General features: G+C 35.5%; 14 protein-coding genes. 7 read left to right on the top strand and 7 right to left on the bottom strand.

The genetic code is table 11. The features are described from left to right. Positions 1–16 precede the first annotated feature (16 nt). Both EGI24_RS16275 and EGI24_RS16270 read left to right on the top strand, forming a co-directional pair. The gene (locus EGI24_RS16275; RefSeq protein ID WP_255049590.1) at positions 17–1,384 is read left to right on the top strand and encodes an MFS transporter; all 1,368 of its coding nucleotides are present in this window, start codon (positions 17–19) and stop codon (positions 1,382–1,384) included. Then, entirely contained in the window at positions 1,381–2,592 is a 1,212-nt protein-coding gene (locus EGI24_RS16270; RefSeq protein ID WP_255049589.1) for a hypothetical protein, read from the top strand. Before EGI24_RS16275 ends, EGI24_RS16270 begins: the two co-directional genes overlap by 4 nt. Here the strand turns inward: EGI24_RS16270 and EGI24_RS16265 are convergent. From EGI24_RS16265 to EGI24_RS16255, 3 genes are read right to left on the bottom strand one after another with little or no spacing between them, the layout of a single operon-like run. After that, positions 2,579–3,838 carry a hypothetical protein gene (locus EGI24_RS16265; RefSeq protein ID WP_255049588.1) on the bottom strand — a complete coding sequence of 420 codons (1,260 nt, stop codon included), beginning with the start codon at positions 3,836–3,838 and terminating at the stop codon, positions 2,579–2,581. The genes EGI24_RS16270 and EGI24_RS16265 overlap by 14 nt on opposite strands. Before the next feature lie 28 nt (positions 3,839–3,866). Then, positions 3,867–5,312, bottom strand: a complete 1,446-nt coding sequence (locus EGI24_RS16260; RefSeq protein ID WP_255049587.1) for a cellulose synthase family protein — start codon at positions 5,310–5,312, stop codon at positions 3,867–3,869. Beyond that, positions 5,309–6,001, bottom strand: coding sequence for a glycosyltransferase family 2 protein (locus EGI24_RS16255; RefSeq protein WP_255049586.1), 693 nt, complete (start codon positions 5,999–6,001; stop codon positions 5,309–5,311). Before EGI24_RS16255 ends, EGI24_RS16260 begins: the two co-directional genes overlap by 4 nt. A 146-nt stretch (positions 6,002–6,147) precedes the next feature. On the opposite strand from EGI24_RS16255, the gene EGI24_RS16250 reads away from it, so the two are divergent. From EGI24_RS16250 to EGI24_RS16235, 4 genes are all read left to right on the top strand, one after another. Then, positions 6,148–6,636, top strand: coding sequence for a gluconate 2-dehydrogenase subunit 3 family protein (locus EGI24_RS16250; protein ID WP_255049585.1), 489 nt, complete (start codon positions 6,148–6,150; stop codon positions 6,634–6,636). A gap of 8 nt (positions 6,637–6,644) precedes the next feature. Continuing rightward, positions 6,645–8,360, top strand: coding sequence for a GMC oxidoreductase (locus EGI24_RS16245; protein ID WP_255049584.1), 1,716 nt, complete (start codon positions 6,645–6,647; stop codon positions 8,358–8,360). Between the two features lie 110 nt (positions 8,361–8,470). Further along, positions 8,471–8,962: a hypothetical protein gene (locus tag EGI24_RS16240; RefSeq protein ID WP_255049583.1), complete on the top strand. Its 492-nt coding sequence runs from the start codon at positions 8,471–8,473 to the stop codon at positions 8,960–8,962. Continuing rightward, positions 8,955–9,314: a helix-turn-helix transcriptional regulator gene (locus EGI24_RS16235; RefSeq protein WP_255049582.1), complete on the top strand. Its 360-nt coding sequence runs from the start codon at positions 8,955–8,957 to the stop codon at positions 9,312–9,314. Before EGI24_RS16240 ends, EGI24_RS16235 begins: the two co-directional genes overlap by 8 nt. 11 nt (positions 9,315–9,325) lie before the next feature. Here EGI24_RS16235 and EGI24_RS16230 read toward each other — a convergent pair whose 3' ends face one another. The 3 genes from EGI24_RS16230 to EGI24_RS16220 are packed head-to-tail and all read right to left on the bottom strand — an operon-like array spanning position 9,326 to position 12,714. After that, the gene (locus EGI24_RS16230; RefSeq protein ID WP_255049581.1) at positions 9,326–10,789 is read right to left on the bottom strand and encodes a 4Fe-4S dicluster domain-containing protein; all 1,464 of its coding nucleotides are present in this window, start codon (positions 10,787–10,789) and stop codon (positions 9,326–9,328) included. A gap of 6 nt (positions 10,790–10,795) precedes the next feature. Then, on the bottom strand, positions 10,796–12,073 hold the full coding sequence (locus EGI24_RS16225) for an NAD(P)/FAD-dependent oxidoreductase (RefSeq protein WP_255049580.1): 1,278 nt from the start codon (positions 12,071–12,073) through the stop codon (positions 10,796–10,798). Between the two features lie 11 nt (positions 12,074–12,084). Beyond that, the gene (locus EGI24_RS16220; RefSeq protein ID WP_255049579.1) at positions 12,085–12,714 is read right to left on the bottom strand and encodes a DUF6134 family protein; all 630 of its coding nucleotides are present in this window, start codon (positions 12,712–12,714) and stop codon (positions 12,085–12,087) included. Positions 12,715–12,871: 157 nt separating this feature from the next. Here EGI24_RS16220 and EGI24_RS16215 point away from each other — a divergent pair, with 157 nt between their 5' ends. Then, on the top strand, positions 12,872–13,432 hold the full coding sequence (locus EGI24_RS16215) for a hypothetical protein (protein ID WP_255049578.1): 561 nt from the start codon (positions 12,872–12,874) through the stop codon (positions 13,430–13,432). 65 nt (positions 13,433–13,497) lie between these two features. Here EGI24_RS16215 and EGI24_RS16210 read toward each other — a convergent pair whose 3' ends face one another. After that, positions 13,498–15,000: a sodium:solute symporter gene (locus tag EGI24_RS16210; protein WP_255049181.1), complete on the bottom strand. Its 1,503-nt coding sequence runs from the start codon at positions 14,998–15,000 to the stop codon at positions 13,498–13,500. Positions 15,001–15,301: the final 301 nt, after the last annotated feature.

The following is a 15,301-nucleotide window of genomic DNA, read 5'->3' as shown; positions in this document are numbered from 1 at the left end:
ACCTTAAATATAAAAAATGGCTTCTTCAGGATCGATTTTAAAAAATACTAGTTCGAAAAAACCAAATTTGTCAACCGCAGCTATCTGGAACATGAGTCTGGGTTTCTTGGGTATTCAAATGGGTTTTGCATTACAAAACGGAAATGCCAGTAGAATTCTGTTGAATTTCGGGGCGGATGTTCACCAATTGTCGTGGTTTTGGATTGTTGCTCCTCTAACAGGTATGATTGTTCAGCCCATCATAGGAAAAATGAGCGACAATACTTGGACAAGATTGGGCAGACGAAGGCCATTCTTTTTGGTTGGAGCTATCTTGGCGGCTTTAGGTTTATTTTTGATGCCCAACGCAGGTAGTTTTACCCAGTATTTACCAGCTCTTTGGGTAGGGGCCGGTTTCTTGATGATTATGGATGCTTCATTTAATGTGGCTATGGAGCCCTTTAGAGCATTGGTGGCAGACAAACTCAATTCCGCACAAAGGACCAAAGGTTATGCCATTCAAACTGCACTTATCGGTATAGGAGCTGTAGTAGGTTCTTGGTTACCTTATATTTTAACCAACTGGCTGGGATTTGATGCTCCGGCAGCTGAAGGCGAAGTTCCATCAAACGTAATTTGGTCGTTTATTATAGGTGGTCTTTTCCTTTTAGGCACTATAATTTGGACCATCAGTACTACATCAGAATATTCGCCCGAAGAGCTCAAAAGCTTCGACGAAGTGGAGCAAACACATGAATCTTCAAATATTCTTGCAGATATATTTTCCATGCCCAAAACCATGCTTCAGCTGGGTGTTGTTCAGTTTTTCTCATGGTTTGGCTTATTTAGTATGTGGGTATATACGACCTCAGCAGTGGCTCAGCATATATATGGTCTACCAGAATCTGATCATTCTTCAGTGATGTTTAACAAAGCAGGAGATTGGGTAGGAATCATTTTCGGGGTTTACAATGCAGTCAGTGCTGTTTTTGCTTTTATTCTACCAGGTATTGCTAAAAAATATGGACGTAAGAAAACGCATGCTTTTTCATTGATTGCTGGTGCAGTTGGACTGATTTCAATCTACTTTGCTCCAAACGAAAACTTCCTTTTGCTGTCAATGATAGGCGTTGGAATAGCCTGGGGAAGTATTTTGGCCATGCCTTATGCCATTTTGGGCGGAGCATTGCCCGCTCACAAAATCGGTGTTTACATGGGTATTTTTAACCTTTTCATCACAATTCCACAAATTTTAAACGCAATAGTTGGGGGTCTTTTGGTTAAATATTTATTTGGAGGTCAGGCTATATTTGCTTTAATTCTTGGTGGAATCTGTTTCTTAATTGCGGCAATTAGTGTTAATTTTGTGGAAGATAAAGACGAGATTGTTAATACAGCTTCATGACCAAATCACAGAAAAACCTCATAGGACTATTATTTTCGTTCCTACTTTTTGCCATAATTGTATTTAGAGGCGAATTACTCAGTTTTCCCAATCGCCCTCGAATCAATACTTTCATGCAAGATTATTTCTCGTTATGGGGTATTTCTCTTTCTATTTTACTTTTCGGTTATTTTTTAGCTAAAGCTTTTAAAATGAAATGGTGGCTATTTATAGCACTATTTGTTTTTTGGGAATGCACCTATCTATTTGTTTTCAACTTTGGCCCAAAATTTCTTCCTGAAACCATAAAATCAAAAGGTTTTTTTGGTCATTTTAAACGTGTTTCTTTGGCCAACAGGCCATTAATACAATTTGAAGCAGATTGTGCAAGATATGATTCTATCTTATTTTACACTTTAAAACCTGGTCGATCAACATTTACGAGTTATGAATTTGATAATCAGTATTATGTAAATTCAAAAGGTTTTAGAGATTCTGAAGCTGATTTAAACCATCCTGAGGTACTGTTTTTGGGTGATTCGTTTACGATGGGTTGGGGAATTGACCAAGATAAAACATTTGCCCAAGTATTTGAAAATAAGACAAAACTAAAGACCTTAAATTCAGGAATTTCATCATATGGAACGGCTCGAGAGTACTTTAGTTTCAAAAAAATAAGTCCTGATTCATTGAAACTTATCGTCATTCAATTTCACGATACTGATTTAGAGGAAAATAATTACTGGGTAAAAAATAAAAAACTCGGGAATAAAACAGCAACAGATTTTGAATCTCAAGTAAATAATAATTCAAAAATAAAAAAATACTACCTTTTTAAGCACCTAAAAGCAGCCATTATTGATTTTATTACGCCAAGTCCAAAGCTTGATCCTAATACCAAAGGGAATAATTTAGGTGCGGAATTTAAGAAAATACCGAATTTTGGTAAAGACTTTTATACAATTGTAGAGCAAATTAGAGAAACCTACCCAGGGCCAATTATATTCACTTATGCAGGGAGTTTTTATACTGAACCAAATGTAGTTGCAGTTTTTGAAAAATATGCAACTGAAAACAACATCCAAGACCTATACTTTGTAAATATGGGTGGAAAACTAACTACCCAAGACTACTACTTTTTGGACGATCATATCAACGCCAAAGGTCATGAAAAAATCGGAAATGAGCTGGTCTCAAAATGGAGAACTATAGCTCCTAAGAATAATTAATTTTACGATTTCTGTGTTCCAAATAAAATAAAGTGAATACAGGTAAATACTCAAAAATTAGGAAAATGGGTTTTTCCTGAAAGTAATTTACTCCATAAGCAGCATAGCTAAAAATGACAGTAAACGACCAAAACCAAATGCTTTTGGTATTAAGAAAAACACCCAGAAAAATCATTGAAATCAAGTACCATGGATGTATGGTGGTCGACAAAAAAAAGTAAACCATTAAAGCCAAATATTGATTTTCTAGAAAGTTAGACTTTGTAAAGGCTAAATATCCGATATAAAAAACAATAAAAACAGGTGTAATCTTTCCTATTATGGCTATCATGTTGTATCCTGTAATCCAATAACCAATTTCCCGCAATAGATAATAAATACTGCCATTGAATTCAAAATTGGTGAACCAAAGACCCACCGTTTTTGAATAGTTTTCAAATAAATTACTATCAAAAAAAGGCAAAAATGCTGCAATACATAGGTTGCCAATAATCGCATAAAAAGCGATTAATTTTTTCGTAGCAATTTTCTTAATAAAAAAAGGTAAAAGCAACAAGGGAATGAGCTTAGTGAGGATGGCCAAAGCTATAAAAACCGCTGAAATTGAATATTTATTCTTATAGAAAAAGTAAAAACCAAGGCATAAAAAGGACATCATTACACCTTCGAAATGCAAATTTCCAGTAAGTTCGATGATTACCAAAGGATTTAGGAAATAGTAATGAATTTTTTCCTTTTCTAAATTTAAAAATTCTAGAATTTTTCTGCCGAAAATATAAATACCGATATCCGCAAGAATGATTAATGTCCGCAGAACCAAAACATTTCCTAGTACGTTTTTTGGTGATAAAAAAGCTCCAATTGCAAAAATAAGCTGGTTCAAAGGTGGATAATTACTGTGGTTATGGCCACTTAAATTTCCCATTTTATCTAATAAAAACTGCCCATCAAAAACCTTCTCAACAATATCAATTGGCAGGAAAGAGTAAGGATTAATGGAAGAAATCAGCACTCGCCCATCCCAAATAAAACGATAAAAATCCTGAGACAGATTTGGGATTTGAAGGACAAGAACCATCCTAAAAATCAGACCAAGAACAAATTTGTATTTATAATCTGAAGATATAAGAAAAAAATACCCCAAGAAAAGTCCTGAATAAAGTGTCAAAAGTAGGTTAAAATTTGACCTTTCTAAATGGAATGCAAATACGTAAAAAATTATACAACAAGCTCCTGCAATGCTCATCAACCAAGGATTTGATATTTTCCAAGGATTATTCATCAAATGACTTAATTACCACAATGCTGTATCCCAAAACCAAAAGAGCGTGAAAAGGTACGAAATCATATTTTTGATTTTTGAAAGCCAAAAATATCCCGAAAGAAAAGAAAGCAATCAATAATATCTCAATAAATAGATTTAAAGTTAGTTTTTTACCCAAATAATGATTGTTTTTCCAAGTATCTTTATTTGAAATAATATTGAACTTCGGGGTGCGAATAAAGTCAGACTTAATACCAAAATATCCTTCTAAAACTGCCATAGAATTGTGAAAAGTTAAGCCCAATATAACTGGAAAAAATACCAAAAATTGAAGTAAAAACTTTTGAAAATCTTTTAAATTAGGACTTTGAGCTTTCCTGAAACTCGTATAGAAAACAAAAAATAGGATTATAACCGTATATTTTAAGGTTGTTCCGAAAATAAGAAGTGCATCAAACTTTGTTTCTTGAATAAGTACCAATGGAACACTCAAAATTGACATCAAAAATACCCAAACAAACACCGAACTATTCAACAAATGTGCAAATCCTTGAACTTTATGACTTAGGCCAATAGTTTTACTTTTTAGAACTTTCCAACCAAATTTGCGAAAGTTTTCGGCTCCACCTTTGTTCCATCTAAACTGTTGTGAGCGTATGGCTGACATCACAACGGGCAATTCTGAGGGAGTTTCGACATCTTCTAAATATACAAATTCCCAGTTTTTCATCTGAGCTCTGTAACTTAGATCTAAGTCCTCTGTTAAGGTGTCTCCTTGCCAATTTCCAGCGTCTAGAATACATTCTTTTCGCCATATACCCGCTGTACCATTGAAGTTTATAAAATGCCGACCTTGATTTCTCCCTACTTGTTCAATGGTAAAATGGTGATCAAGTGCCATTCCCAAAACTTTGGTCAAAATTCCGTAATTTCTATTTATGTGTTTCCATCGGGTTTGAACCACTCCTACTTCAGGATTTGTAAAGTGATGGATAGTTTTCATTATCCAATTTGGCTCGGGCAAAAAATCAGCGTCAAAAATGGCAATAAATTCTCCTTTTGACGATTCCAAGGCATTTTTCAAAGCCCCTGCTTTGAAATTTGACCTATCCTTTCGGTGAATCAAATCGATATCAAAACCTTTAGATTTTAACTTCTCAACCAAATCTTCTGAAATATCAAAACATTCATCTGTGGAATCATCTAAAACTTGAATCTGAAGAAATGGATAATCAATCTTTTCTATACAATTCAAAAGCCTTTCTACAACGTATTTTTCATTAAATATTGGGAGTTGGATGGTAACCGATGGTAATTTTTCAAAAATCACCTCTGTTTTTTTGGGCTTTTGTATTAAATAAGAATAAAAAAGAAAAAACTGCGAAATGGAATAAAGCAATACCAAAAAGGCAGCTATCCCATATAAAATCACCGCAGTATTTGACAAAAAAATCACTTAAAACTATATTTAAATATCCAACCTAAAATCTTAAACCCAGCCAATACAGTACCTTTTATTGTTCCAGAAACCTTACTTATTCCAATTCTTTTGCGATAACGCACCGGTATTTCTACATACGAAAGATTGTGTTTAAGAGCTTTCAATTGCATTTCCACCGTCCAGCCATAAGTTTTATCTTCCATTTTCAAATCCAATAACTTCTGGTATTTTATGGCTCTAAATGGACCTAAATCAGTGAATTTTGCACCAAAAAATATCTTCATCAAAAAAGTAGCTAACCAATTACCAAAAACCTGCTGCGGGGTCATAGAATTGGGTAAACGCAAATGTGCCACCCTCGCTCCTATTACCATATCAACATTGTTTTCAAAAATAGGTTTTATTAGTAACAGCAATTCTTCTGGATAATCAGAATAATCTCCATCTAAAAACACTACAATATCTGTATCAGGAGCAGTATTGGCAATATGTTGCATACCTAATAAGCATGCATATCCGTACCCTTTTTTGTTTTCCTTTAAAACAGTAGCCCCTGCATTTCTTGCTACCGATTCAGTATCATCCGTAGAATTATTGCTGACCACGATAACTTCGGTGACTATAGAAGGTATTTCACTAATAACTTTTCCAATGGAATCTTGTTCGTTATAGGCGGGTATGATTACGCTAACTTTTGAAGACATATTTTATGATTCTAATACAAATTTACCCTCGAAAAAGGGTATTTTCAAACTTTATTCTAAATGAATAGATTTTGAATTATTAATATTTTTTAAAAATGTAGAATTTTTGAAAGCTAAGCTGTAATTTAGCCCAAAAACAACCTTTTATGGAAAGAAGAAACGTCATTAAGTCCTTAGGAATTGGCATTTTGGGGCTTGGACAATTGCCATCCTGGGCAAATAACTGGAATTCGGATGGCTTAGAGCTTTTAGAATTCGAGAATTCTGAAATATTTAGCAAAATAGTTGACTGTTTAATTCCTGAAACAAATATCCCAGGTGCAAAATCCGTCGGAGCTCATCTATATGTCGAAAAAGTGATAAAAGACTGTTATTCCGAGCAAATTCAAAATGAGGTCAAGCAAACGCTAGAGATTTTAAACAAAGAATCCATTGCCAAGCACCAAAAACCTTTTGAAAAACTTGACAATCTACAGGCAGTTGATCTTTTAAAAAATAACACCTCAAATAAAAAGACCGTTGAGTTTCTTAAAAACTTGACCATCAGGTCATATACAAGTTCAGAATTTTATTTAACCAATCATAAAAACTATCAAATGGCACCAGCATATTTCCATGGCTGTGTCGAGATTTAATCAGAATTATGGCAAATTTTAATATAGATTCTAAAAAGAAAAGAACCTTTGACGCCATAGTGATTGGCTCAGGTATTAGTGGCGGGTGGGCAGCTAAAGAACTCAGCGAGAAGGGTTTAAAAACTTTAGTTTTGGAAAGAGGTAAAGAAGTGAATCACGGTGATTACCCCACCACTATGATGCAACCTTGGGAATTTGAACATCTTGGCCAAATCACCAAAGAAATGAAAGATGCCAATCCCATTGCCACCAAATGCTATGCTTTTGGAGAAGATTCAAGTCATTTTTTTGTAAAAGACGCCGATCACCCTTACATCCAAGAAAAGCCATTTGACTGGATAAGAGGCTATCAATCAGGAGGTAAGTCACTCCTTTGGGCTAGGGGAACGCAGCGATGGAGCAAATATGATTTTGAAGGACCAGCCCGTGATGGATTTGATGTACATTGGCCTATTGGTTATGACGACATTGCACCTTGGTATAGTCATGTAGAGATTTTTGCTGGTATTTCTGGAAATAAAGACGGTTTAGAATCTCTACCAGATGGAGAATTTCTAAAACCACACGAACAAACTTGTGTAGAAAAGCATTTTACGGACCAAATGCGTAAACATTATAATGGAGCAAGACCAGTCATTATTGGTAGATGTGCACACTTGACTGACCCTCAACCGATTCATTACCAACAAGGTAGAGCCAAGTGTCAGCAAAGAGACTTATGCCAGAGAGGTTGTCCTTATGGTGGATATTTCAGTAGCAATGCCTCAACACTTCCTTGGGCCAAAATGACCGGAAACATGACCATGAGAAACCATTCCGTTGTAAATTCAATTATTTATGATGAGAAAAAACAAAAAGCAGTTGGTGTAAAAGTCATTGATGCCATTACCAAACAAGAAATAGAATACTTTGCAAGGATAATATTTGTAAACGGCTCAACCGTAAACACAAACATTATCTTACTCAACTCAAAATCAAGCAGATTTCCAAATGGATTAAGCAACGACAATGGCTTGATGGGCAAGTACATACATTTTCATAATTTCCAAACCACCATTTCTGGAGAATATGAAGGTTTCTTAGATAAAAAGACGGATGGAATTCGACCGAACGGCAGTTATATTCCACGTTTTAGAAATGTAAAAAAGCAGGAAACAGACTTCCTAAGAGGCTATGCATCTGGTTTTAGTGCAAGTAGGACAGAAATAACTAACAGAGATGGATGGGGTGAAGAACTCAAAAATAATCTTTTCGAGAAAAAATATGGTAATTGGAGAGTGGGTTCACATTTTATGGGAGAAACTATTCCCAAAATCACCAATTATGTAAAATTGGACGAAACGCTAAAAGATCAATGGGGTATTCCACAGGTAAGAATTAATGTAGCCATGGACGACAATGATGCGAAAATGGCCAAGGATTTTAGAGAACAATTGACTGAAATGTATACTTTGGCGGGTTTTACCAATATAAAAGCCAGTGGAAGAAATGGCTGGAATCCTGGCCTAGATATACACGAAATGGGCGGAGTAATAATGGGCAAAGACCCAAAAACCTCTCAATTAAACGAATGGAACCAATTGCACCACTGTAAAAACGTGTTTGTAACAGACGGAGCCTGCATGACCAGTAACTCAACCCAAAATCCTTCTCTTACATACATGGCACTGACAGCCAGAGCGGCTAATCATGCGGTGGAGGAGTTTCGGAAGGGTAATTTGTAAAGTCAATCTTAAAAACTTAGTAAATAGATTCTGTTTAAAATAAATAGAATCTATTTTTTTATCGCAAAATTTACTTATATTTGTCATATAAAGTTAATACGTGCATCATAATGAAGTTTGAAATAGTTGAATTATCGGAACTTTCAGGTTCGAAAGCTACTATTTATTCCATTTTTATGGATGATGATAATGAAACTTTATTTGAAAACTTTATGGTTGAAAATTTGAGAGAATTTCCTGACGAGATAAATTCAATTGTAGAAACCCTGAATCAAATTTCTACTAAATTTGGAGCAAGAAGGCACTTTTTTAAAGAAAATGAAGGAAAATTAGGTGATTTAGTTTGTGCTCTATACGACTCCCCTAACTCAAATTTGAGGCTCTATTGTATTAGATTTGGCACTACCGTAATATTATTAGGAGGTGGAGGGCACAAACTCAAAAGTATAAGAGCGTTGCAAGAAAGTGAAAAACTAAAAAGTGAAAACTATATTTTACGAGAAGTTTCAGAACTGATTTTCAAAAAAATGAAGGAGAAGCAGATATATTGGATTAATGAGTACGAATTAGGTGGTGATTTAATATTAGAAACTGATGAATAGAGCAAGAAAACATACTGGAGTTCTCATCTCAAGCATAAAAGAGGGTATACCAGAAAAAACAAAAGAGAATATTTCGAAAAGAATGGGCCGGGCCGCTCAAATAGATGATGCCCTTCGGAAAAGAGGTTTTACGAATCAAGAGTTTGCTTATATGATGGGTAAAAAGCCATCAGAAATTAGCAGATGGTTGAGTGGTACACATAATTTCACCACAGAAACGCTTTGGGAAATTGAAAGGGTGCTTAATATACAAATCTTAACAAGTTCAAAACCCTATGAAGTTCATGAAACTGATTTGAAAGCGTACATAGTTTGCGAGATTGAAAAGGCATTTGAGAAGTATTCAAAATAGAAGTAAATTTTTCAAATCTTCACCCTTCCATTTTCCAATTTCAAAACTCCACGAGGACAAACCGCCGAGCAAACACCGCAACCTACACAAGATGAGCGGACGATATCCTCACCTTTTTGGGCATAAGAACGAACATCAATGCCCATTTCGCAATAAGTAGAGCAATTGCCACATGAGATACACTGAGAGCCGTTTGTGGTAATTCTAAATCTCGACAACAATTTTTGTTGAAATCCTAAAACTGCGGCCATTGGGCAACCAAATCTGCACCAAACTCTGCTACCTAAAATCGGATAAAAACCAACGCCAACTACTCCACTAAATGCAGCTCCTATAAAAAATCCGTACCAAGAGCGTAAAGTGTAAGAATCAATAAAAAACACATTTGAATTTCCAATGGCCATGTTGATAATCAAGAAAGCCGAAATTATCCCTGAAGCCCAATAAATGCCTTTTCTAGCATCTTTGGCTAACTTTTTATAGCCAATTTTGAAAACATACAAGCTAAAAATTCCCAAAAACATAATAACTCCGACCAAGAAAAGCTTGGGATTTAAAGTGGCTTTTTCATTAATTAAAAAGGAATAAATAACCGCCACTGTTGTTATAAAAACAAAAAGTAGTACCGAATGAATTAACCATCGTTCTATTTTCCAGGCCTTTACCGATTTATCTGACAGTTGACGGAAGGAGTCTCCAGCAGTTTCGGCCAAACCACCGCAGCCACAAACCCACGAGCAATACCACCTTTTACCAAAAAAGTAAGTGAGAATCGGGGAAACCAAAAATATCATGCCTATACCAAAAAATAGCATAAACATCCCGAGATTTCCGCCGCCCAACATGGCCTTCAAATGCCAATCTTCGAAGAAATAGTAGTTGAGCGGCCACATATTTTTAAGATCTTTTGCAAAATAATCCAATTCTGGATTGAGTTTCGCCAAAAACTCTGGCAACAAAAATGCAAATGCCAACTGGAAAAACATGACTGAGCAAGTTCTTACAATTTGGTAGGTGTTATGTTTATATTTGAGAATAAATTTCACTCCAAAACCTAAAATAGCCACGGTGTACAATGTACCATAAACAAACCACTGACTAGCACCATGTCCGTTCAAAGCAAAGCTTAGAGGATCAAAAAAAGCAACTAAACCCGTATTTCCTTCTTTATGAAGACCCAAATACTGTGGAAACCAATAGATTACTACATAGAAAGCAGTAAGCACAAAACCCAGAATCCAAGCCACAATTCCTTTTGAAGAAACACTTTTAAACCAAACTTCATTGTTTTTTATTCCAGACAATTCACCCGAATATTCACCAAATGAATACACTACTATCCCTGTTAAGATCATGCACAAAGAGAGGTATAACAAAACTGAACCGCCCAATGCATTAAAAAGAGTAGCAACAAGAATTATCATTCCGCCAAAACCCAAACTTAAACCGATGCTTTTGTTAATTTCCAATTTCATAAATATTTATATTTGAGTAATTTGCATTGAAAATTCTTGTTTTATTTCTTTCTCAAACTTCTTAAAAAACTCAGGATCAAAATTCGCCTTTTCAAGGTTTTTTATTACAAAACTTAAGCTTTCTTTTCTGTCCAACACCTTTTCAAAGAAATCCTGACGCATACGAATCCCGAATGTATTTATTCCTTCAAAAACTTGATTTTCTTTGTTAAAAACTATTCTAACTGCTTTATTTTCTTTTTCCCAATAAAATTCATCCTGATTATCGCTCAAGTTGGACGGAGCCAAACCATACGTTTGGTACTCTATATCGAAAAACTTGGCGGAGTTGAACCAATGCCCTGGATGATAAGCTGTATTTTGACCATTCAATGTTTTTGCAAGAGTTTGCCCCATAATTTTTCCAGTGTACCAAACCGCTTCAATAGGCCTTCTACCATATTGTGGCTGCTGAATTTCCGCACAGTCGCCTATTGCGAAGATATTGGGAACATTAGTTTGTAAATATTCATTGACCAAAATCCCTTTATTGATTTTTAAGCTTGAATTTTGAAGAAAACCAACATTGGGACTTACACCGACAGTTAATCCAACAAACTGACATTCAATGGTTTCTCCGGTAGAAGTTATTACAGATTCAACCGCCTCTTTCCCATTTATTTCTTTAAGTTCTGCATTTAGTTTAAGGTTTATTCCATGTTCTAAAATATGTTTTTCAAGCATACGGCCTTCATTTTCTGACAAAACCATACTCCAAAAACTATTTTCTCTGACCAAAAAAGTAACCTGTATTCCCCTAGAATGTAGCATTTCGGCCAACTCCACGCCTATCAAACCACCTCCAACCACCACAGCCTTTTTGATTTTTGAAGAATATTTCTCCAAATATTCCAAATCTTGCTTATGATATAAAGCCGAAACGCCTTCCAAATTTTGTCCTGGCCAATTATATTTATTTGGTTTAGAGCCTGTTGCTATAACCAAATACTCGTAATCCAGCTTGTCACCATTTTCCAAAGAAACAGTATTTTTCTCTGGCAAAACTTCGTTTGCTCGGCCATTTACCAATGAAATTTTATTCTTTTCCCAAAAACTATTTTCATAAGGCTGGGTATGCTCAAACTTCATGTGACCCATGAAAACATACATGAGAGCGGTGCGTGAGAAGAAAAAATCGGATTCGTCGGAAACCACCGAAATCTCAAAGTCCGTTAGTTTTCTGAGTTCAATAGCAGTGGTTATTCCTGCTATACCATTTCCTATAATTACTACTTTTTTTGACATCAATTCAATAATTATAATCCAATATCGGCTTGCATTTTTGCTGAAATAAGCCTCAATTCTATGTTTTTAATCGGGTTCTTTTTTATAACTTTTATCAATTTACCACTCTCGTAAACGTATTTGTCGATATTGTTTTCTATTTGGCATGTAAATGTACCATCTTTATTCTTCTTTACGTTGTTGAAAAGAGCATAATATTCTGCATAAAACTTCTGATTATGAGAGGGTTCATCGAAAAACAATCGACTTGAAGTCCAAGTAATGTAAGAAGTCAACATTTTTTCAAACTCTTTTTTTTCTTGTTTAGATTTCACCTCATAATGCCCATTTTTAAAAGTTGTTGTCGTATAAAAATAACCTTTGTTTGAATTTACCTTGGCCTCAGAAAAAACCAGACCGTTTTTATCAAATTGACTATTTACTTCATATTTGATTTTTAACGTAAAAACCAACAAATTAACTTTTACATCACTTTTGACCTTATAATTTACGACATCTTTGCTCACTTGGTGTTTCGTAGCATACATTTCTCCAACTTTTAAACCGGCCATTTCTATCGCATACTTCTTCATTTCAACAGTTTCTTGTGAAAAAACAGGAATATTATAAAAGAGGTAAAGAATAAAAAACAATCGATTCATTTTCTTTGAAATACGGTATGGCAAATAATTAATTTTCATCAAAGTACGCAATTGAGACAATAAAGGATTGTCATCTTTGTTACAAAACAGAATAATTTATTTACTAAACACTTATTTTACTCAATTAAATCATAATTTGCCAAGAAAAACTTTTCGGATGAAACGCGTTACATTTATATTCATGCTACTAATTCCCATTTTGGGAAAATCCCAAGCCCAAACAAATAGTTTGGCCTTTTGGCAAAATTTGCAAAAACATTGCGGAAAATCTTATGAAGGAACAGCTATTGCTGGAGCCGATAATGATACTTTCAAAAACAAAAGGCTCGTAATGCAAGTCATTAGCTGCGAGGAAAACGTTATTAAAATTCCATTTTATGTAGGTGATGACAAATCTAGAACGTGGGTTTTCACTTTGAAAGGTGATAAAATTGAGCTCAAACACGACCATAGACACGAAAATGGTGAACCAGACAAAGTGACGATGTATGGCGGCACAAGTTCGAACATTGGCCAAATTGGCCTACAAATGTTTCCAGCAGATGATGAAACTACCAAAATGCTTCCCTTGGCTGCAACAAACGTTTGGTGGGTTGAACTAAACGATGATTTTTTTAGCTACAATCTTAGAAGAATTGGCTCAGATAGGCTTTTTACCGTAAAATTTGACCTAAAAAATCCAATCCTTATAGCCTGGAAACCTTGGGGTTGGAAATGAAACATAAAGGGGAGTTCTTTCTACTTTAAAAAATTATAACGAATTAGCGTCTTAAAGAGAAAATGTTAAGACTTATTGCTTTGAAGTTTGGTAATCAACCAGCCAACTCCAACAATCGTTAACGTGCCAAATGCTACAGTCATTTTAGGTTCCAAATTGGTTTTGAAGCTTTCTGGCAAATAGGTTTGAAGGGATAAATAAGCGATTACGACCACTCCTACCAAAGTTCCTCCAATAGCGGCCACCTTTCCAGCATTTTTCACCAAAAAACCCAGCAAAAATATACCCAACATGCCTCCTGCGAATATTCCAGAGAGTTTCCACCAAATATCTAAAATACTTTTGGCTCCTATCATGGCTATTCCGAAACTGATTCCCAGCAAACCAAAACAAACTGTAGCAATTCTTAAAACTTTGAGTTGCTGTAAATCATTTAAGTTTTTATGGAAATATCGTGTGTAAAAATCCTTCAAAAAAACTGTGGCCGAGCTGTTCATACTGCTGCTCATGGTACTCATGGCTGCTGAAAGTAAAGCCGCCATCAACAATCCCAAAAGACCCGTCGGGATTTTGGTTTTGATAAAATGAGGCAAAACTCTGTCACCATAATCTGCTGGTTGTAAATCAGTAAATGCTATACTTTTTTCGATAGAAACCAATTCTTTCAAACTTTGAATTTGCTCAGGAAAGTGCTGATAATAAACAAACAAAGCAGTACCTACGAAGAAAAACAAGAACGAAACTGGCACATAATAAATCACACATTGCCAAATGCTTTTCTGTGCGTCTTTGGTATTTTGAGCAGTGTGGTAGCGTTGAATGTAGTTTTGATCCACTCCGAAATTAACCAAGTTTATAAAAAATCCATACACAAAAACCACCCAAAACGAACTTTGAGTAAAATCTGGCTTAAAGGAACCTAGGCTAAATTTGTCTTTTGCAAGTCCCTCATTTACAATTGTTTGAATATCAATGGCATACAAAATTATTCCTAAAATAAGTAACGCTCCCATAGTTTTCAGAACGGCTTGTACCACTTCCGTCCAAATAACTGCTTCCATCCCTCCAAAAACGGTATAAACAATCACACAAACACCCGAAAAAACGATAATCAAAGGTATTTCAAAACCTGTCAAAGCATTGATAGCGATGGCAATTGCATAAAAAATGGTTCCCATTCTTGCCAATTGTGTAAGGATAAAACAGAGCATGACATAACTTCTTGCCCAAGACCCAAAACGTTTTTCGAGATGTGTATATGCACTGATTTCACCAGAATTTCGATAAAAACTTACGAAAAACTTGGAAGAGAAATAAGCCGCAAAAGGCATTGAAATACTAAATACGAAGGGATTCCAGTTGCTTCCGAATGATTTTCCAGGATCGCCCAAAAAAGTTATTGCACTTAAAAAAGTAGCGTAAAAACTCATACCAATCGCCCAACCTGGAATGGTGCTGGAGGCTGTGGTAAATTGAGCTGTACTCTTGTTTTTTCTAGAAAAATATACACCAATACCCACCATGGCAAGCAGATAAAGTACAATTATGGAAATGTCTAAGAGGGCCATTTTTTATTTTTATAGGGTTGAATATTAAATTTGGGTTTGTCTTCGACTCATTTCGGCAAGCTCAATGGCCATCGCTAAGACAACGCATTGGACACTGAGCGGAGCCGAAGTGACGTTTTTGTCTTCGACTCCGCTCAGACAACAGAATCAAATGTCGCCACGGTCACTGAGCGGAGCCGAAGTGACGTTTTTGTCTTCGACTCCGCTCAGACAACAGAATCAAATGTCGCCACGGTCACTGAGCGGAGCCGAAGTGACGTTTTTGTCTTCGACTCCGCTCAGACAACAGAATCAAATGTCG

The organism is Lacihabitans sp. CS3-21 (assembly GCF_024343675.1).
Lineage (GTDB): Bacteria > Bacteroidota > Bacteroidia > Cytophagales > Spirosomataceae > Leadbetterella.
Note: the sequence above shows the minus strand (reverse complement) of the source record. Positions and strands in the feature narration are given on the sequence as shown.

Coding starts and splice junctions, on each gene's coding strand:
- EGI24_RS16275 (WP_255049590.1), top strand. CDS start 17: ATGGCTTCTTCAGGATCGATTTTAAAAAATACTAGTTCGAAAAAACCA.
- EGI24_RS16270 (WP_255049589.1), top strand. CDS start 1,381: ATGACCAAATCACAGAAAAACCTCATAGGACTATTATTTTCGTTCCTA.
- EGI24_RS16265 (WP_255049588.1), bottom strand. CDS start 3,838: ATGAGCATTGCAGGAGCTTGTTGTATAATTTTTTACGTATTTGCATTC.
- EGI24_RS16255 (WP_255049586.1), bottom strand. CDS start 6,001: ATGTCTTCAAAAGTTAGCGTAATCATACCCGCCTATAACGAACAAGAT.
- EGI24_RS16250 (WP_255049585.1), top strand. CDS start 6,148: ATGGAAAGAAGAAACGTCATTAAGTCCTTAGGAATTGGCATTTTGGGG.
- EGI24_RS16245 (WP_255049584.1), top strand. CDS start 6,645: ATGGCAAATTTTAATATAGATTCTAAAAAGAAAAGAACCTTTGACGCC.
- EGI24_RS16240 (WP_255049583.1), top strand. CDS start 8,471: ATGAAGTTTGAAATAGTTGAATTATCGGAACTTTCAGGTTCGAAAGCT.
- EGI24_RS16235 (WP_255049582.1), top strand. CDS start 8,955: ATGAATAGAGCAAGAAAACATACTGGAGTTCTCATCTCAAGCATAAAA.
- EGI24_RS16230 (WP_255049581.1), bottom strand. CDS start 10,789: ATGAAATTGGAAATTAACAAAAGCATCGGTTTAAGTTTGGGTTTTGGC.
- EGI24_RS16225 (WP_255049580.1), bottom strand. CDS start 12,073: ATGTCAAAAAAAGTAGTAATTATAGGAAATGGTATAGCAGGAATAACC.
- EGI24_RS16220 (WP_255049579.1), bottom strand. CDS start 12,714: ATGAATCGATTGTTTTTTATTCTTTACCTCTTTTATAATATTCCTGTT.
- EGI24_RS16215 (WP_255049578.1), top strand. CDS start 12,872: ATGAAACGCGTTACATTTATATTCATGCTACTAATTCCCATTTTGGGA.
- EGI24_RS16210 (WP_255049181.1), bottom strand. CDS start 15,000: ATGGCCCTCTTAGACATTTCCATAATTGTACTTTATCTGCTTGCCATG.